The organism is Salegentibacter chungangensis (assembly GCF_042678405.1).
Classification (GTDB): Bacteria; Bacteroidota; Bacteroidia; order Flavobacteriales; family Flavobacteriaceae; genus Salegentibacter_A; species Salegentibacter_A chungangensis.
The window spans coordinates 369,593-386,678 of sequence record NZ_JBHTLI010000002.1 but is presented as its reverse complement, the minus strand read 5'-3'; the positions used below and the strand labels follow the sequence as shown (position 1 = coordinate 386,678).

The window sequence follows — 17,086 nt, the reverse complement described above, 5'->3', positions numbered from 1 at the left end:
AGGATTAATTAGCAAGAATGGAGACTTTAAAAATTCGCGAAATTCAACCGGAAGACAATCAGCAGGTTGCCGGGGTGGTTCGAAGTGTGTTGGTGGAACTGGGCGTGCCCAAAGTTGGAACTGCTTATGAAGATAAAGCCCTGGATGATATGTATGCCACTTATGATAAGCCCAGAATGAGCTATTTTGTGGTTGAAAATAAAGGAAAGATAATTGGTGGCGCCGGAATTGCACCCTTACCCGGGTTTGAGGATGAGGTTTGCGAATTGCAAAAAATGTATTTTCTTCCGGAAGCCCGAAACAGGGGAGTTGGGGCACAAATGATGAATACCTGTCTTGAGTTCGGGAAAGCCAATGGCTTCAAAAAATGTTATATAGAAACTCTTCCCTATATGGAGGGAGCAAAGAAGCTATATAAGCGTACAGGTTTTGAAAACCTGGAAGAACCCCTTGGAGATACCGGCCACTATAATTGTACCGTTTGGATGATTAAAGATCTATAATTTAAAACCGCAAAGCCTGAGTTTTGAAATTAACCGATCTTAAAACCGAATTTGTTGAACACCTAAAAGGAGAATATCCTTTGGAAGAGGTGAATTCATTTTTCTACCTCTTAAGTGAGGAGTATCTGAATTTGAACCGGCTCGATTTTGCGCTTGAACCGGGAAAGGAGCTTTCTGAAGCTGAAACTGTGCTATTCAGAAAGTCCTTGAACAGGCTTAAACAGCATGAACCGGTCCAGTATATTATAGGTGCTACGGAATTCTTCGGAATGAAATTCGAAGTAAATAAAAATACGCTCATCCCGAGACCGGAAACCGAAGAACTGGTTCAATGGATCTTAGACGATCATAATTCTGAAGAAAAAGAGTTGAAGCTGCTCGATATTGGAACAGGTACAGGATGTATCGCTATAAGTTTGGCGAAACACTTACCAAAAGCAAAGGTTTCTGCTATGGATATTTCAAAAGATGCTCTGGAAACAGCCCGGAAAAATGCCGAATTTAATGAGGTTGAGGTTGAATTTTTTCAGCAGGATGTTCTGGAGCTGGAAAAACTAAAAGAGCACTACGATATTATCGTATCTAATCCGCCTTATGTTCGCGACCTGGAAAAAAAGGAAATGCACGCCAATGTGCTGAATTTTGAACCAGAATCGGCACTTTATGTAAAAGACGACGATCCTTTATTGTTCTATAACAAAATCACGAAATTAGCACGACAGGCTTTAAAGCCGGCAGGAAAGATTTATTTCGAGATCAATCAGTATCTGTCGGAAGAAACTGAAAAGCTTCTCAAGTCTGAAGCTTTTGAAACTGAGCTCCGAAAAGACATTTTCGGGAATTACAGAATGCTTAAAGGAAGTCTGTAAAGGAAAAAAAAATTTATATGAGAAGTATAGCGGTTTTTTGCGCAAGCAGCGACGGGAATGACCCTCAAATTATTAAAAAGGCTTATCAACTGGGTGAGACTCTGGCTGAAAAGAAGATTGGTATTGTTTACGGAGGTAGCAAGTTAGGACTTATGGGGCAGGTGGCCGAAGGAGCCCTGAAGAATTCAGGCAAGGTTACCGGTGTTATCCCTGATTTTCTGAAAACCAAAGAAGTGGTTCACGAAGAACTTCCTGAGCTTATCACCACCAACGATATGCACGAGCGGAAGCTTAAAATGCAGGAACTAAGCGACGGGTTTGTGGCTCTTCCGGGTGGATTCGGCACATTTGAAGAGCTTTTCGAGATCATTACCTGGGCTCAGCTTGGACTTCACAGCAAGCCAATAGGCTTGCTGAATATTAACGGCTTCTATGATGACCTTATCGCGATGCTTAAAAAGATGGTTCGGAAAGGCCTGTTGAAAAAGGATAATTTCGACATTCTGTTAATAGCTGAAGATATTGAGGAGCTTCTGGAGAAAATGCATAATTTTAAACCGATGCCGGTTCCAAAATGGATGAATAAGAACCAGGCTTAGAACCTTAGATTTCAGGAGAATGAAAATAGAAAGATTAGAGATATATTCTTCAAAAGGTCAGGAACAATTGAGATTCTACCGGGATCTTCTTGGTCTGGAAATTCAAAATCACAAAGAAGATTCATTCGAGGTGAAGCTCGGCTATTCCGTTCTGAAATTTAAACGCGCAGAGCAATCTACTCCTTACCATATCGCGATCCATATTCCCGACAAGCAGGAAGAGGAAGCGCTTAGGTGGCTAAAGGAAAGGGTGGCGATATTGAAGAATAATACCGATGAGATCGTAGACTTCAGCAACTGGCAGGCCAAATCGATGTATTTCTATGATAAGGAGGAGAATATTATGGAGTTCATCTCCAGGCGAAATTTCAATAAGCCTGAATCGGCTATTTTTTCGGAGAAAAGTCTTTTGGGAATTAGTGAAATTGGCCTTGCAACAACAAATATCAGGGAAAAATTCAATTTTCTGCGTGAGAATTGCGGGCTGGAAGTTTTTGACGGCAGTTTCGAGCGCTTTTGTGCCATCGGTGATCCCGAGGGGCTTATCATAACGATCAATAAGAAATTAAAGGACTGGTTTCCGACAGGGGATAAAGCTTCCGCCTCAGAATTCGGCCTTCAAATTAGTCATAATGGCAAAACTCATCATCTAAAATTCGAGAAGGATGAGCTTAGTTTTGTATCAAAATAATATCAAATCTTTTCAGATTAAATGGACATCGAAAAAAGGATAAAACAACTTCGCGAAGAATTACACCATCATAATTACCTGTATTACGTTCTCGATAAGCCTGAGATTAGTGACTACGAATTTGATATGAAGTTGAAAGAACTTCAGGAACTCGAAGAAAAGCATCCCGAATTTGAAGATACTAATTCACCTACGCTAAGAGTAGGTGGTGCGGTAACCAAGAGCTTCGAGACCGTGCAACATGAGTTCAGGATGTATTCACTTTCCAATTCTTACTCTAAAGAAGAGCTGGAAGACTGGGAAAAGCGGGTTAAAAAACTGGTGGACGGGAAACTTCAGTATGTATGTGAACTTAAATACGACGGAGCTTCCATCAGCCTTAGCTACGAAGACGGAAAACTGAAGACTGCTGTAACCCGTGGTGACGGATTCCAGGGGGATAATGTGACCAATAATGTAAAGACCATCAGGTCGGTCCCATTAAAGCTGAACGGAGATTATCCTGAAAAATTCCATATCCGTGGGGAGATCGTGCTGCCATATGAGGGCTTTGCCAAAATGAATGCCGAGAGAGTGGAAGCCGGGGAGGAGCCTTATGCGAATCCGCGAAATACCGCTTCCGGAAGCCTGAAGTTACAGGATAGCGCTGAGGTTGCCAGAAGGCCGCTGGATTGCTTGCTTTACAGTCTTGTAGGGAATAATCTTCCGGTGCACTCCCAGGCCGAAGGCCTTGAGAAAGCGAGGGAGTGGGGCTTTAAGGTGCCGCCCGAAGCCGAATTGAAAAACAGTATTTCTGAAGTGCTGGATTATATAAATTATTGGGATGAGCATCGTCATGACCTGCCTTACGAAACCGACGGGGTAGTGGTGAAGGTGAATGATTTCAGGCAGCAGGAAGAATTGGGATATACAGCAAAATCCCCGCGTTGGGCCATCGCTTATAAATTTAAGGCCGAGCAGGAGAGCACTATTCTTAAGAAGATCACTTACCAGGTAGGCCGAACGGGAGCGATCACCCCGGTAGCAAACCTAAAGCCGGTTCAGCTTGCCGGAACTGTTGTGAAGCGGGCTTCCTTGCATAACGCCGACCAGATTGAGAAACTTGATGTGCGGGAAGGCGATACCGTTTATGTGGAAAAGGGAGGGGAGATAATTCCCAAAATCGTTGGGGTAGATTTTACCAAGCGTGACCCTGATTCTGAACCTACAATATATGCCACTAATTGCCCGGAGTGCGGAACAGAACTGGTTCGCAAGGAAGGGGAGGCACAGCATTACTGTCCTAATTATAATGGATGTCCGCCACAAATAGTCGGGCGTATTCAGCATTATATTTCGCGAAAGGCTATGGATATTGAAGGCCTTGGGGGAGAGACCGTGACCCTGCTGGTTAACGCCGGATTGATAAATAATTACGCTGACCTGTATACCCTTAAAAAGGAAGACGTGCTTCCGTTGGAAAGAATGGCTGAAAAATCGGCTGAAAACCTTATCCGGGGAATCGAAAAGTCTAAGGAAATTCCTTTTGAGCGTGTGCTTTTTGCGCTTGGGATCAGGTACGTGGGAGAAACCGTGGCTAAAAAGCTGGCAAAACATTACAAAAGCATAGATGCCCTGGAGCAGGCTTCCGAAGAGGACCTGATGAATATCGAAGAAATTGGTGGAAGCATCGCCAGGAGTGTGATCGACTTCTTTTCTTCAGAAAAAAACAGGGAAATCGTGGAGCGATTGAAAGAATATGGGGTTCAGCTGGAAATTTCAGCAGAAAAACTGGCAAATCAAACCGATAAGCTTTCAGGGAATACGTTCGTCATCTCCGGGGTTTTTGGAAAAGTTTCCAGGAATGAGCTGAAAAAACTTATTGAAGATAACGGCGGTAAGGTCTCCAGCTCCATTTCTTCAAAAACCAATTACCTGGTTGCTGGAGAAAATATGGGGCCAAGCAAGCTTGCCAAAGCTGAAAAACTTGGCACGACGATGTTAAGTGAAGACGAGTTTCTTGAAATGGTGAATTAATTAAACACTAATACTGGCGCCGCCGGTTTCAATATTGTTCTTGTGATCCAGGTAGAAGTCTATCCGGCCTAAATAAAGCCCGTAACAACCTACCTGGTTCACCAATACCTTTTTGCCGGCCTTATTGGTTTCGATGCTTGGCTTTTCCAGGAATGTATGAGTGTGTCCGCCAATTATAAGATCTATGTCTTGGGTAGCTCTGGCTAATTTGAGGTCTGAGATCTTTTCTGAATCATATTCATATCCCAGGTGAGAGAGGCAGATGATGAGGTCGCAATTGTTCTCCTTCTTCAGGATGCGCGTCATTTCCTGAGCGGTTTCAATGGGGTCAAGGTATTTGGTTTCCTTGTAGTTCTTTTTACTCACCAATCCTTCGAGTTCAATTCCCAGCCCGAAAATCCCAATTTTCACCCCGTCTTTCATAAAGATATTATACGGCTTGGTCTTGCCGTCCATAATGGTATTGCTGAAATCGTAATTAGACGAAATGAAGTCGAAATTAGCGTGTGGCAGTTGCGCATATAAGCCGTCAATCCCATTGTCAAAATCGTGGTTCCCGATGGTAGCCGCATCATACTTTAGCTTGCTCATCAGTTTAAATTCGAGTTCCCCTCCGTAAAAGTTGAAATACGGGGTGCCCTGGAAAATGTCCCCGGCATCCAGTAGCAGGGTGTTGGGATTTTCTTTTCTTATCTGCTCTACAAGGGTTGCTCTTCTGGCTACTCCACCCATATTAGGGTATTTGGCGTCATCTATTCCGAAGGGTTCTATGTGGCTGTGCACATCGTTAGTGTGCAGAATGGTGATGTGTTTCTTGTAATTTGGTTCGAAAGAAAGGGCAGAGAGCCCGCCTAATCCAAGAAATGCAGTTGCCGCAGTGGTTTGCTGAATAAAATTTCTCCTCTTCATAGCTTATTTTTTCTGGATGAAACGTCCGTCCTTTTCGGCTTTTATGGTATCGGTTTTTTCGAAATAATCTATAATCGCATTCCTCAGTTTATAGTCGGTATGGTAAAGCCCTACCGGATCCTTGAAGAAATTCATGTTATCTCCTCCTTGTTGCAGAAAGTCTGAAGTGGCCACCATATAAGTTTTAGTGGTGTCGATCTTTTTGTTGTTGATAAGTGCTTCAGTGATCTTATAGTTTTTATCCATTATAATCCTGATCCCGCTCACAGGATGCGCGGTTTTAGCTTCTTCCAGGTAGCTCAGCATTTCTTTCATCTTTTTTCCGGATAGCTCTGCCACCACAATTTCATTTTCAAAAGGCATAAGGGCATAGGCGGATCTCGTGCTTAAACCACCCCTGTTCAGGGTAGACCTTATACCTCCGTGGTTAAGGAGCACCATATCTATATGTTTTCCCGTGCGATTTTTGACTACCGAACTTGCCTGCTGTATAACGATGTCTGCCATTAAATTTCCAATGGCTGTTTCCAGGTGGCCGTCCTCTTTCGACAGGTCTTTAGGGTTGTAGGCTAAGGTGCTGTCCAGGGTCTTGTTGAGGTGCTCTTGGTATGGATCAATAAAATTCTGGATGGAAGTATCTCCTTCTGTAGTAGAATCGATTGCTATTCTTTCAGCTTCTATCTCTGCCGGAGAAAATGGAGTCTTGCCTTTACAGGAAATCAGAAGACTGGTAAACACCAGAAAAATGCCTGTGACCTTTAGAAAATTCATTGCTTGATTTTTTCGGCAGCAAATATACAGACTTTTTTTGGGGTGGGTTTGAGTAGTTTCATCGAGTAAATTATCTGTTACATCGAAAATTCCTACAAATACTGCGTTTTTTTGTAAGAGTACACGTTATTGTGTGTGTCAAGGACTTACGAGTTTTTTATATTAGAGCTCATTAAGAAAAATTCGATGAAATTATACAGGTACCTTCTTTTAACCGGGCTGCTGCTATTAATGTTGAATATTTACGGGATTGTTTCCAGTACGGACTGGCTGGTTTTAGCTAGCCGCTTGTTATTTTACGTAGGTTTGATAGGGTTTAAGATGTCTTACCTTAGAATTTCCAATCTTAACCTTAGTGCTTTTTTTAGTTTTTTTATAATCGCCGAAATCGTTTCCTATTTTAATGATTATTGGTACCTGGGAATGGTTGGTTTGCTTCTTTATATGGCAGCCTATATCTTTTTGAGCAGAGAGGCCGTGCTGCATACCGAAAGGTCATCTGCCAGTAAATATATGCTCCTGTATTTTGTGCTGGTGATTCTCGTGAATGCCTATCTTATGCTTTTGCATGTTCTGGAGCTTCAATTCTATGTTTCCGGGTTCTTAAATTACGGACTTTATCTCGTCTATTATATTAATTTGCTCGTACTGGGAGTTGTAGGACTTGTCTATTACCTGAACTCGTATTCAAAAAAATCTGTTTTTTTTATCTCGCTCGCACTGGCCCTGATCTTTGCTGATGTTTTTAGGGATATGACAGCTTTTTATCTTGAAGAGCTGGGAGTGCTTGTTCTTGAAAACTTTCTGAGGCTGGCAGCCATCACCCTGGCCTTTTTCTTTTTTGCGACCGAAGAAAAGAAGCTTCGCCTTCTTAATATGGTATAGGCAGCTACTTAAATATTCGGTTCATTTTTTACAATACAATTAAACTTGTTAAATATGAAGATAAGGGCAAGGAATAGCTGTTATTCTCTTCTCAATTCTCTGCAATTATTATTTACATTTGCGCTTTCAGAAAGACTGATTTTTGCAGATTCTGAAGAAAGGCCTGAAGAACAGGCTTAGACGAATCAAATAATTTGGAAAACTAAATATAATATAGAATGGAAGCATTTACAGGAACAGGAGTCGCTTTGGTAACACCCTTTAAAAGCGATTTATCAGTAGATGTAAAAGCTCTGGAAACCCTTGTGGAGAACCAGGTGGAAAACGGAATAGATTATCTTGTGGTGCTTGGGACAACCGCAGAAAGTGCTACCCTTACAAGGGAAGAAAAGAAATTGGTGCGAGAAACGGTTATCGCGGCAAATGCCGGGCGTCTGCCCTTGGTCCTTGGGATAGGAGGGAACAACACCGCTGGTGTAGCCGAAGAACTGAGATCGGGAGTTTTGGAGAAGTTTGATGCAGTGCTTTCAGTATCTCCGTATTACAATAAGCCCACCCAGGAAGGGATTTACCAGCACTTTAAAGCGGTGGCCGAAGCTTCCCCAAAACCCGTGATTCTATATAATGTGCCTGGAAGGACAGCTTCAAATATACTACCTGAGACCGTGAACAGGATAGCACGTGATTTTGCCAATATCATTGGGATCAAGGAAGCAGCCGGAGATATGGTACAGGCAATGAAACTGATAAGCCTTGTGCCGGAAGATTTTCTGGTGATCTCCGGAGATGATATGATCACATTGCCAATGACACTTGCCGGAGGGAAAGGCGTGATCTCTGTGATCGCACAAGGATTCCCTGCGGAATTCTCCAAAATGGTAAATCTTGGGCTTGAGGGGAAGGCTAAAGAAGCCTATAAGATTCATTATAAAGTGGCCCCTTCCATAGACCTGATCTTTGCTGAAGGGAACCCTGCAGGGATAAAATCTTTGCTGACTAAAAAAGGAGTCATAGATAACAACCTGAGACTTCCGTTAGTAAAAGCTTCAGAAAGCCTTGATGCAATGATTGGAGATTTTGTAGCTGCTTTTTAGATGAATTCCGATCACCAAACACGATCCCGGTGCCTTTGCGCCGGGATCTTTATTTTACCTGTTTATTTAATGTCCTGAAACCGGGCAATAAATAAGGCTTTATCGGGTTATTCTTGTTCGAACGGAAAGTTTTTTTTATAGTTCAGAAAAATGTATTTTTGCCAGATGTTTTTACAAATGATGAAAAAAGGAATTCTATTAGCAGGCGTTTTCTTTCTTACTCTTTCCTGTAGTGAGTATCAGAAGGTGGTTAAGAGTCAGGACGCCGGTTTAAAATATACTACTGCCGAACAGCTTTATAATGAAGCCAAGGAAGAGGATAGTAACCGCAAATTTAAAAAAGCCTTAAGGCTGTTTGAGCAAATAGTGCCGCAGTTCAGAGGGAAGCCTCAGGGGCAGAAGGTGAGTTATTTGTATGCAGACACTTATTATCAGTTAGAGGATTATTATCTGGCTTCTTACCAGTTTGAGCGTTTCGAGCAAACCTATCCTGATAGTGAGAAAGCTGAAGAAGCTTCTTACAAAAAGGCAAGAAGTTATTACGAACTTTCTCCGCGATACTTTCTTGATCAGGCAGATACCGAAAAGGCTATCGTAGAGCTTCAGAATTACCTGAATGCCTATCCTGATGGGGAGTTTGCTGAAGAGGCAAACAAAATGGTGAGTGAGCTTCAGGTGAAATTAGAGAAAAAAGCCTACGAGATCGCCAAACAATATCATCATACCGAAGATTATAAAGCGGCCATAGTTTCTTTCGATAATTTTATAGCCGATTACCCGGGGTCTCCGTTTAGAGAAAAAGCCCTATATTATAAGTTCGATTCGGCTTATGAATTGGCAATAAACAGTTACAGGGTTTTAATGGAAGAGCGTTTGAACACAGCGCACGAATATTATAAGAATTACCTGAAATATTTTCCGCAAGGCGAATTCCAGGAGCAGATTGAGGCTTCTGATGCAGATATACAAACAAGGTTACAAAACTTTTAATAATAATAGTTGAGCAATGGATATTAAGAAGACTGAAGCACCGGTAAACACTACTACGGTTGATAAGAACCTGGTAGATGCGCCAACCAACAATATTTATGAGGCTATCTCGGTAATAGCAAAAAGAGCTACCCAGATCAATTCTGAGATCAAAAAGGAATTGTTGGAGAAGCTTGATGAGTTTGCTACTTATAATGATAGTCTTGATGAGATCTTTGAGAATAAAGAGCAGATTGAGGTTTCTAAGTTTTATGAAAAACTGCCAAAGCCTCATGCGCTTGCAATTCAGGAGTGGTTAGATGACAAGATCTATTACCGCAACACCAAGAATTCTCAAGAGTAGACTATATTATTATGTCTGTACTGAAAGGGAAGAAGGTTCTTCTGGGCATTACCGCCGGTATTGCCGCCTATAAGACGGCCTCTTTAGTAAGACTATTCATTAAAGCCGGTGCCGAGGTGAAAGTCCTTATGACGCCGGCTTCCAAAGACTTTATAACTCCTCTCACCTTATCTACTTTATCTAAGAATGAGGTTTTGTCCTCTTTTACTCAAGAAGGCGATGAAGATTCGGTTTGGAACAATCACGTAGAACTCGGCCTATGGGCCGATTTTATGGTTATAGCCCCTGCTACGGCCAATACTCTTTCTAAGATGGCCACGGGAAAAAGCGACAACCTGTTGCTGGCTACCTATCTTTCGGCTAAATGCCCTGTGTTTTTTGCCCCTGCTATGGATCTTGATATGTACAAGCATCCATCTACCCACGAGAATTTTGAAAAACTGGAAAGCTTTGGGAACATTATGATCCCGGCGGTGTCCGGCGAACTTGCCAGTGGCCTGCACGGAGAAGGCAGAATGGCAGAGCCGGAAGATGTCATTAACTTTATTGAAGAACATTTTTCGGCACAGTTACCTCTTAAAGGTAAAACCGTTCTCATTACTGCCGGTCCCACCTACGAGGCGATAGATCCGGTAAGGTTTATCGGGAATCATTCCAGCGGAAAAATGGGCTTTGAGCTGGCGCATTCAGCTTCAGCACTTGGAGCGAGGGTGATCCTGGTTTCGGGGCCAACACATCTTCAGCTGGAAGATGTTAATGTGAAGCTCATTCGGGTAACCAGTACCCAGGAGATGTACGATGCCGTTCACGAGCATTTTGGTTCGGCAGATGTGATGATCGCGGCAGCCGCGGTTTCCGATTACAAGCCTAAGAACGTAGCTGATAAAAAGATCAAAAAAGAAGCCGAAAACCTTCAAATAGAATTAACCAAAACCCAGGATATTCTGGCTTCGTTGGGTGAAAAGAAAACGCATCAAAGCTTAATAGGCTTTGCACTTGAAACCAATAACGAAGTAGAGAACGCCAAATCCAAACTGAGGCGTAAGAACCTCGATTTTATCGTGCTGAATTCTATGCAGGATGAAGGTGCCGGTTTTAAGAAAGATACCAATAAAATAAGCATTCTCTATCCCGACGGGCATAAAAAGGACTTTGGGGTGAAACCAAAATCGGAAGTTGCACGCGATATTTTAAATGAAATCGTACATTTGTTACATGCGTAAGATTCTAACACTAAGTTTTTTACTGTTGGGGCTTGGGTTCTTAAATGCCCAGGAGCTCAATTGCGAGATCGTGATAAATGCCGAGCAAACAGGGCAAAGTAACCTCTCGGTATTTAAAACCCTGGAGCGATCGCTTTCAGAATTCGTGAACCAGACCACCTGGACCGAGAAGCAGGTTGAAGAAGAGGAGCGTATTAATTGCAGTATGTTCATCACCATCGTTCAGTTTGACGGGGAGTCTTTTGCTGGCAGTATCCAGGTGCAGTCTTCACGCCCGGTTTATGGTTCTACTATGATCTCGCCCGTTTTTAATTTTAATGACGAGCAATTCACTTTCAATTACCGCGAATATCAGCCGCTCAATTACAGCCAGAATTCTTATAGTTCGAACCTTGTTTCGGTAATCTCATTTTATGTTTATACCATACTTGGCCTTGATGCCGATACGTTTGCCCCAGAGGGCGGAACACCTTATTTTGAAGAGGCTAACAGGATAGTGAATACTGCGCAGCAGGGAAATGCTAAAGGCTGGAAGGGTTCGGATGGGAACCGATCAAGATACCGACTGAATACAGATCTTCTTTCGAATACTTTTGCCGAGTATCGCAGTGCGATGTACAAATATCACCGTCTTGGCCTGGATGTGATGTATCAGGATGCTGAAGCGGGTAAATCGAGTATTGCTGAGGCCCTTGAAGCAATGGTGCCTATGAACAGACGCCGTGCAAACTCACTTTTGGTAAGGACATTCTTCGATGCCAAGGCCGAGGAGATCTCACAGGTATTTAGTGGCGGACCGGCCATTAATAAGCCGGGGCTGGAAGAAACACTTAATAGCCTGGCGCCCCGATATTCCAAAAACTGGAGAAACCTGCAATAAAGATTCTTATCGGTTGACCGGGAATAATTTCTCACGTATATTTAGGCTCAAATTTCAAAGACATTGCTGACCGCTTTATCCATAAAAAATTATGCCCTTATAGAGGATATTAATATCAGTCTTCAGGAGGGTTTTACCATTATTACCGGGGAAACCGGGGCCGGAAAATCCATTATGCTTGGCGCTTTGGGTTTATTGCTGGGGAATCGTGCCGATTACGGATCTATACGTGACTCCCAGAAAAAGTGCGTTATAGAAGGCAGCTTCAATATTTCCAATTATAAACTGAAGGAATTCTTTGAAACCGAAGACCTGGATTATGAAGCCAATACCATAATCAGAAGGGAGATCCTTGCTTCCGGAAAATCCAGGGCCTTTGTAAATGACACACCTGTTAATCTGAGTTCACTGAATGCCCTGGGAGAATATCTTATCGATATTCACAGCCAGCACGAAACCTTAAGCCTAGGAAATAACGATTATCAGTTCCAGGTGATAGACACCATTGCCGGGAACGAAGCGGCGATCCTTGAATATCGTCAGAATCTGAAGGAATTGAAAAAACTTCAGAAGAGGGCTTCCAACCTGCTTGAAGAGCAGGCCCAGGCAACCAAAGAATATGACTATAACCTATTTCTTCTTAATGAACTGGATGAGGCGAAACTTCAGCCGGGGATGCTGGAAGAGCTGGAAGAGCGTTACGAAGAACTGAATAATGTTGAAGAGCTTACCGAAAGATTGGGGGAAGCCTTTAATTTTGCCAGCCAGGAAGAGATTGGTAGTTTGTCTACCCTTAAGGAGATGCGGGCAAGCCTTGCAAAGATCACTTCATTTTCATCCAATTATGAAAAGCTGCACGAGCGGGTGCAAAGTGTCATCATAGAACTTGACGATATTACCGAAGAAGTTGCCTCGGCTATGGACAGGGTAGAGGCGAATCCTGAGGAACTTGAGGCTACCAACGAGAAACTTCAGCTGATTTATAACCTTCAGAAGAAACATAATGCCGGCACCATTGAAGAACTGCTGGAAATCACAGAAGAACTCAGAGAGAAAGTTTCTGTAAGTGAAAATGCCGAAACTGCACTTTCTGAGATCAATGAAGCTATAGGAAATAAGAAAACCGATCTGGATAAGATCGCAGACAGGCTGCATCAAAACCGGAAAAAGATCATTGCCCCGTTTATAAAAGAAACCGAGAAGATTCTTGCCGAACTGGGAATGCCTAATGCGAGGCTAAGGATCGATCTTGACAGCCAAGAGGAATTCTTCGTGAACGGGAAAGATCAGCTTTCCTGGTATCTTTCGGCCAATAAGGGTGGAGATTTCAAGGAGATGAAAAAGGCCGCTTCGGGAGGGGAGCTGTCCAGAATTATGCTGGCGGTTAAAAGTATCCTGGCCGCACAAAGCAATTTGCCAACAATTATATTTGACGAAATAGATACGGGGGTTTCCGGGGATATTGCGCAGAAAATGGGAGAGATCCTTCAGAAAATGGGAAATTCGATGCAGGTGATCGCCATTACACACCTTCCGCAGATTGCCGGGAAAGGCAGCAGCCACTTTAAGATCTTCAAGGAAGATTCAGCTGATGCTACGGTAACCAGAATAAGAACTCTTGAAAGCGAAGACAGGGTAGAAGAACTGGCAATGATGCTCGGCGGGAATAATATCAGTGAGTCGGCAAGGGCGCACGCCAAGGCCCTTCTCAATTAAAGAATAAGGAACTGCCTGAAAGTTATTTTACTATCTTTACGGGCTCAACAACAACCAATAAAATATAACAACATGTCATACAACCTGCTAAAAGGAAAAAAAGGAATCATTTTCGGTGCTTTGGATGAGAATTCTATCGCCTGGAAAACTGCAGAGCGTGTACACGAAGAAGGTGGAGAATTTGTATTAACCAATGCGCCTATAGCGATGAGGATGGGAAGCATTAAAAAACTGGCCGAAAAAACCGGTGCCGAGATCATTCCGGCTGATGCTACCAAAGTTGAAGATCTTGAAAACCTTGTGGAGAAAGCCCAGGAGATGCTTGGAGGAAAACTTGATTTTGTGCTTCACTCTATCGGGATGTCTGTAAATGTGCGTAAAGGAAACCACTATACCGATATGAATTACGATTACACCGCTAAAGGCTGGGATGTATCGGCTGTTTCTTTCCATAAGACAATGCAGGTCCTTTACAAAAAGGATGCGATGAACGAGTGGGGAAGTATCGTGGCCCTTACCTATATGGCTGCGCAACGTGTATTCCCGGATTATAATGATATGGCCGACAATAAGGCGTATCTGGAATCTATTGCCCGTAGCTTCGGGTATTTCTTCGGAAAAGATAAAAAAGTACGTGTGAATACCATTTCACAATCTCCAACTCCTACTACTGCAGGACAGGGTGTGAAAGGCTTTGACGGGTTTATCGCTTATGCCGATAAGATGTCGCCGCTGGGTAATGCAACCGCCCAGGACTGTGCCGATTATACGGTGAGCCTGTTCTCTGATCTTACAAAAAGAGTTACTCTTCAGAACTTATACAACGATGGTGGTTTCTCCAATATGGGAGTAAGCCAGGAAGTAATGGAGACTTTTATGAAAGACCAGGAGTAATTTAAACTCAAACCTATACAAAGCTGTTTAAAGAAGAACGCTTAAGATTCTTAAAGCCCTTTTTTAAACAGCTTTTTTGTTCACTACCTTTACAAAATGAAGCTGGATTATTCCTTTGTGATTCCCGTATATAACCGTCCCGATGAGATAAGGGAGCTCCTGCAAAGTATGGAGAAGATAGCCTTTGACAGGGATTTTGAAATAGTGATTGTAGAAGACGGATCTGATGTCCCTGCCGATAAGGTGGTGGAAGAGTTCCGGGATAAACTTCAGATCAGTTACTATTCAAAGCCTAATTCCGGCCCCGGAAGCTCCAGGAATTACGGGATGGAACGCGCAAAAGGGAACTACTTTCTTATTCTCGATTCCGATGTCATCATGCCGCCGGATTATCTTGAAAAGGTAGACTCTTTCCTGAAGGTAAATTACAGCGATTGTTTTGGAGGTCCGGATGCGGCCCATAAGAGCTTCAGTGATATCCAGAAGGCTATAGACTTTAGTATGACCTCCTTTCTGACTACAGGGGGAATAAGAGGAAAAAAACGATCGATCAATAAATTCCAGCCCCGAAGTTTTAATATGGGGATTTCCAGGAAGGCCTTTGAGAAGACCAAAGGTTTTGGCAGGATTCACCCTGGTGAGGACCCAGATCTTTCTATGCGTATCCAGAAGGCAGGTTTTCATACCTGTCTTATAGAAGGGGCAAGAGTTTTTCACAAGAGGCGCATTGACTGGAAAAAATTTTATCAGCAGGTATATAAGTTCGGGTTGGTGAGGCCAATCCTGAACTGCTGGCACAAGGGATCAGCCAAAATCACCTACTGGTTCCCAACCCTGTTCGTCCTGGGATTTCTGGTGTCATTGATATTTACGTTAATGGGCTTCTGGATCTTTTCCGCTGCTTACCTTTTTTATTTCCTGATTATTGGGCTGGATGCTGCTATGAAGCATAAAAATCTTTATATTGGATTACTGGCCATATTGGCCACTATAATTCAGTTTATAGGTTATGGTTATGGGTTTCTGAAATCGTACTGGCACATTTCAGTTCTGAAAGAGAACCCAGAAAAACAATATCCAAATCTTTTCTTTTCAGAATGAGTCAAAAACAGGGAAATAGAAGTATCGGCTTTAAAAAAGGGAACTTGAAGACTTTTAGTTTCTTTCTGATCTTTTCAGCAGTGATCTGGGTCTTTGTGCAGTTCTCAAAGGAGTATACACAAGTAGTGCAAATACCGGTGAAGTATGTAAATGCGCCCCTGGATAAAAGTATATCTGAAGACAAACCCCGGTTTCTTGAACTTAGGTTGCAGGATAACGGATTTGTGATCTTCTGGGACTTTAAGATTTTCAAGCCTTCACTGAGTATAGACCTGAGCACTGCATTGGAAAAGAATGGGCAGCTGATATATGTGCTGGAAAATCACAGGGACACCATTGCGGAGCAACTGGGTATCGATTTTGAAAAATCCAGGTTTCTGACCGATGAGATCGTTATTGATTTTCAGCTTAAAAAGGAAAAAAAGATTGCTGTAATCCCCCAAACCGAACTTAGCTATGCCGTGGGCTACTCGGCCGGGGAACGGGTTAGCATCGACCCTGACTCGATAAAAGTAAGCGGCCCTGAAAATGTTATTGATACTATTAGCCGGGTAAAAACACTTCCGCTTATACTTAATAATATTAGCAAAGACCTTAGCGGGGAAATAGCCCTGGATACTACCAACCTGGGAATGCTAAGTTTTTATAAGAACAAGGTGAAGTATTCCCAAAAGGTGGAGAAATTTACCGAAGGTAAGATGAAAATAGATGTGGAGGTGCTTAATGTGCCGCCGGAGATTAATCTCGTGATCTTTCCCAAAGAGGTTGTTGTGTATTACCAGGTTAATCTTGAAGATTACGAAAAGGTAAATGCTTCAGACTTTGAAGTGATCTGTGATTACGCCAGTTTGCAAAGAGGGGATGACTTTATGATCGCCGAGATTGTTAAGAAACCGGATTATGTAAATAATCTTAGGCTTAACGAGCGTAAAATTCAATTTATTATTAAAAGGTGATGGTGATTGGGCTTACCGGCGGGATTGGAAGTGGGAAGACCACTGTAGCCGGGTTTTTTAAGGAACTGGGGGTCCCGGTTTATATAGCAGATAAACAGGCCAAAGAATTGATGGAGACTTCAGAAGAGATAAGGCAGGGCATTGTTGATCTTCTGGGGGACGAGGCTTATAATGGTAAATTTCCCAACCGAAAATTTATAGCTTCAAAGGTTTTTAACAACACCGAAAAACTGGAAAAGCTCAACTCCATAATCCATCCGGCTGTTGAAAATGATTTTGTGCAATGGAAGAACAAACAATCTTCAGCATATGTGATCTATGAAGCAGCCATACTTTTTGAAAAGGGGGGGTATAAAAAATGTGATTTCAATATTTTGGTGACCGCTCCAAAGGAAGATAGAGTTAAGAGGTTACAGAAAAGAGACCAGAGTTCCAGGGACGAAATTGAAGCCAGGATGAATCACCAGTGGAGTGATGAAAAAAAATCGGAACTCGCCGATTTTACTATAGAAAATACGAATCTTACCCAAACAAAAGAACAAGTAAGAACTTTGCATAGGATTATCTTAAAGTCAGGCAAAAATTCTTAATAGTTTTGTTAACATTTGGTTAAACCACCTGAAGCCTAAATGTTAAAATATTACTT

18 protein-coding genes are annotated in these 17,086 nt (G+C 42.6%); 16 read left to right on the top strand and 2 right to left on the bottom strand.

Translation table 11 applies throughout. The features are described 5' to 3' along the window. The first annotated feature begins 17 nt into the window (after window positions 1–17). From ACFQ3Q_RS12350 to ligA, 5 genes are read left to right on the top strand one after another with little or no spacing between them, the layout of a single operon-like run. Window positions 18–503, top strand: coding sequence for a GNAT family N-acetyltransferase (locus ACFQ3Q_RS12350; RefSeq protein WP_380746292.1), 486 nt, complete (start codon window positions 18–20; stop codon window positions 501–503). 23 nt (window positions 504–526) lie between these two features. Further along, window positions 527–1,372 carry a peptide chain release factor N(5)-glutamine methyltransferase gene (gene prmC / locus ACFQ3Q_RS12345; protein WP_380746290.1) on the top strand — a complete coding sequence of 282 codons (846 nt, stop codon included), beginning with the start codon at window positions 527–529 and terminating at the stop codon, window positions 1,370–1,372. A gap of 17 nt (window positions 1,373–1,389) precedes the next feature. Next, on the top strand, window positions 1,390–1,971 hold the full coding sequence (locus tag ACFQ3Q_RS12340; RefSeq protein ID WP_380746288.1) for an LOG family protein: 582 nt from the start codon (window positions 1,390–1,392) through the stop codon (window positions 1,969–1,971). 19 nt (window positions 1,972–1,990) lie between these two features. Continuing rightward, window positions 1,991–2,662 (top strand): VOC family protein, encoded by a 672-nt coding sequence (locus ACFQ3Q_RS12335; RefSeq protein WP_380746286.1) that lies wholly within the window; start codon window positions 1,991–1,993, stop codon window positions 2,660–2,662. A 21-nt stretch (window positions 2,663–2,683) separates the two neighbouring features. Continuing rightward, the gene (gene ligA / locus ACFQ3Q_RS12330; protein ID WP_380746284.1) at window positions 2,684–4,678 is read left to right on the top strand and encodes an NAD-dependent DNA ligase LigA; all 1,995 of its coding nucleotides are present in this window, start codon (window positions 2,684–2,686) and stop codon (window positions 4,676–4,678) included. On the opposite strand, the gene ACFQ3Q_RS12325 is transcribed toward ligA, so the two are convergent. Then, entirely contained in the window at window positions 4,679–5,587 is a 909-nt protein-coding gene (locus ACFQ3Q_RS12325; RefSeq protein ID WP_380746282.1) for a bifunctional metallophosphatase/5'-nucleotidase, read from the bottom strand. A 3-nt stretch (window positions 5,588–5,590) separates the two neighbouring features. Further along, window positions 5,591–6,358: a 5'-nucleotidase C-terminal domain-containing protein gene (locus ACFQ3Q_RS12320; protein ID WP_380746280.1), complete on the bottom strand. Its 768-nt coding sequence runs from the start codon at window positions 6,356–6,358 to the stop codon at window positions 5,591–5,593. Window positions 6,359–6,544: 186 nt separating this feature from the next. On the opposite strand from ACFQ3Q_RS12320, the gene ACFQ3Q_RS12315 reads away from it, so the two are divergent. The 11 genes from ACFQ3Q_RS12315 (at window position 6,545) to coaE (ending at window position 17,030) form a co-directional block, all read left to right on the top strand. After that, window positions 6,545–7,243, top strand: a complete 699-nt coding sequence (locus ACFQ3Q_RS12315) for a hypothetical protein (RefSeq protein ID WP_380746278.1) — start codon at window positions 6,545–6,547, stop codon at window positions 7,241–7,243. 218 nt (window positions 7,244–7,461) lie between these two features. After that, a complete protein-coding gene (gene dapA, locus ACFQ3Q_RS12310; RefSeq protein ID WP_380746276.1) occupies window positions 7,462–8,337 on the top strand; it encodes a 4-hydroxy-tetrahydrodipicolinate synthase in 876 nt (291 codons plus the stop codon). A 165-nt stretch (window positions 8,338–8,502) separates the two neighbouring features. Beyond that, a complete protein-coding gene (locus ACFQ3Q_RS12305) occupies window positions 8,503–9,327 on the top strand; it encodes an outer membrane protein assembly factor BamD (RefSeq protein ID WP_380746274.1) in 825 nt (274 codons plus the stop codon). 16 nt (window positions 9,328–9,343) lie between these two features. Beyond that, window positions 9,344–9,670 carry a DNA-directed RNA polymerase subunit omega gene (locus ACFQ3Q_RS12300; RefSeq protein WP_380746272.1) on the top strand — a complete coding sequence of 109 codons (327 nt, stop codon included), beginning with the start codon at window positions 9,344–9,346 and terminating at the stop codon, window positions 9,668–9,670. An 11-nt stretch (window positions 9,671–9,681) separates the two neighbouring features. Continuing rightward, window positions 9,682–10,893, top strand: a complete 1,212-nt coding sequence (gene coaBC / locus ACFQ3Q_RS12295) for a bifunctional phosphopantothenoylcysteine decarboxylase/phosphopantothenate--cysteine ligase CoaBC (protein ID WP_380746270.1) — start codon at window positions 9,682–9,684, stop codon at window positions 10,891–10,893. After that, on the top strand, window positions 10,886–11,773 hold the full coding sequence (gene porD, locus ACFQ3Q_RS12290) for a type IX secretion system protein PorD (RefSeq protein ID WP_380746268.1): 888 nt from the start codon (window positions 10,886–10,888) through the stop codon (window positions 11,771–11,773). Before coaBC ends, porD begins: the two co-directional genes overlap by 8 nt. Window positions 11,774–11,836: 63 nt before the next feature. Beyond that, window positions 11,837–13,489, top strand: a complete 1,653-nt coding sequence (recN, locus tag ACFQ3Q_RS12285) for a DNA repair protein RecN (RefSeq protein WP_380746266.1) — start codon at window positions 11,837–11,839, stop codon at window positions 13,487–13,489. Window positions 13,490–13,561: 72 nt separating this feature from the next. Then, window positions 13,562–14,383 carry an enoyl-ACP reductase FabI gene (locus tag ACFQ3Q_RS12280; RefSeq protein WP_380746264.1) on the top strand — a complete coding sequence of 274 codons (822 nt, stop codon included), beginning with the start codon at window positions 13,562–13,564 and terminating at the stop codon, window positions 14,381–14,383. A 96-nt stretch (window positions 14,384–14,479) separates the two neighbouring features. Then, entirely contained in the window at window positions 14,480–15,484 is a 1,005-nt protein-coding gene (locus tag ACFQ3Q_RS12275) for a glycosyltransferase (protein WP_380746262.1), read from the top strand. After that, window positions 15,481–16,440, top strand: coding sequence for a CdaR family protein (locus tag ACFQ3Q_RS12270; RefSeq protein WP_380746260.1), 960 nt, complete (start codon window positions 15,481–15,483; stop codon window positions 16,438–16,440). The genes ACFQ3Q_RS12275 and ACFQ3Q_RS12270 overlap by 4 nt, the downstream gene beginning before the upstream one ends. After that, a complete protein-coding gene (gene coaE, locus ACFQ3Q_RS12265) occupies window positions 16,440–17,030 on the top strand; it encodes a dephospho-CoA kinase (protein ID WP_380746347.1) in 591 nt (196 codons plus the stop codon). The genes ACFQ3Q_RS12270 and coaE overlap by 1 nt, the downstream gene beginning before the upstream one ends. The last annotated feature ends 56 nt before the right edge of the window (window positions 17,031–17,086 follow it).

Bases quoted from the DNA above. Each gene is read 5' to 3' on its own strand.
- ACFQ3Q_RS12350 (WP_380746292.1), top strand. From the start codon at position 18: ATGGAGACTTTAAAAATTCGCGAAATTCAACCGGAAGACAATCAGCAG.
- ACFQ3Q_RS12340 (WP_380746288.1), top strand. From the start codon at position 1,390: ATGAGAAGTATAGCGGTTTTTTGCGCAAGCAGCGACGGGAATGACCCT.
- ACFQ3Q_RS12335 (WP_380746286.1), top strand. From the start codon at position 1,991: ATGAAAATAGAAAGATTAGAGATATATTCTTCAAAAGGTCAGGAACAA.
- ligA (WP_380746284.1), top strand. From the start codon at position 2,684: ATGGACATCGAAAAAAGGATAAAACAACTTCGCGAAGAATTACACCAT.
- ACFQ3Q_RS12325 (WP_380746282.1), bottom strand. From the start codon at position 5,587: ATGAAGAGGAGAAATTTTATTCAGCAAACCACTGCGGCAACTGCATTT.
- ACFQ3Q_RS12320 (WP_380746280.1), bottom strand. From the start codon at position 6,358: ATGAATTTTCTAAAGGTCACAGGCATTTTTCTGGTGTTTACCAGTCTT.
- ACFQ3Q_RS12315 (WP_380746278.1), top strand. From the start codon at position 6,545: ATGAAATTATACAGGTACCTTCTTTTAACCGGGCTGCTGCTATTAATG.
- dapA (WP_380746276.1), top strand. From the start codon at position 7,462: ATGGAAGCATTTACAGGAACAGGAGTCGCTTTGGTAACACCCTTTAAA.
- ACFQ3Q_RS12305 (WP_380746274.1), top strand. From the start codon at position 8,503: ATGTTTTTACAAATGATGAAAAAAGGAATTCTATTAGCAGGCGTTTTC.
- ACFQ3Q_RS12300 (WP_380746272.1), top strand. From the start codon at position 9,344: ATGGATATTAAGAAGACTGAAGCACCGGTAAACACTACTACGGTTGAT.
- coaBC (WP_380746270.1), top strand. From the start codon at position 9,682: ATGTCTGTACTGAAAGGGAAGAAGGTTCTTCTGGGCATTACCGCCGGT.
- porD (WP_380746268.1), top strand. From the start codon at position 10,886: ATGCGTAAGATTCTAACACTAAGTTTTTTACTGTTGGGGCTTGGGTTC.
- ACFQ3Q_RS12280 (WP_380746264.1), top strand. From the start codon at position 13,562: ATGTCATACAACCTGCTAAAAGGAAAAAAAGGAATCATTTTCGGTGCT.
- ACFQ3Q_RS12275 (WP_380746262.1), top strand. From the start codon at position 14,480: ATGAAGCTGGATTATTCCTTTGTGATTCCCGTATATAACCGTCCCGAT.
- ACFQ3Q_RS12270 (WP_380746260.1), top strand. From the start codon at position 15,481: ATGAGTCAAAAACAGGGAAATAGAAGTATCGGCTTTAAAAAAGGGAAC.
- coaE (WP_380746347.1), top strand. From the start codon at position 16,440: ATGGTGATTGGGCTTACCGGCGGGATTGGAAGTGGGAAGACCACTGTA.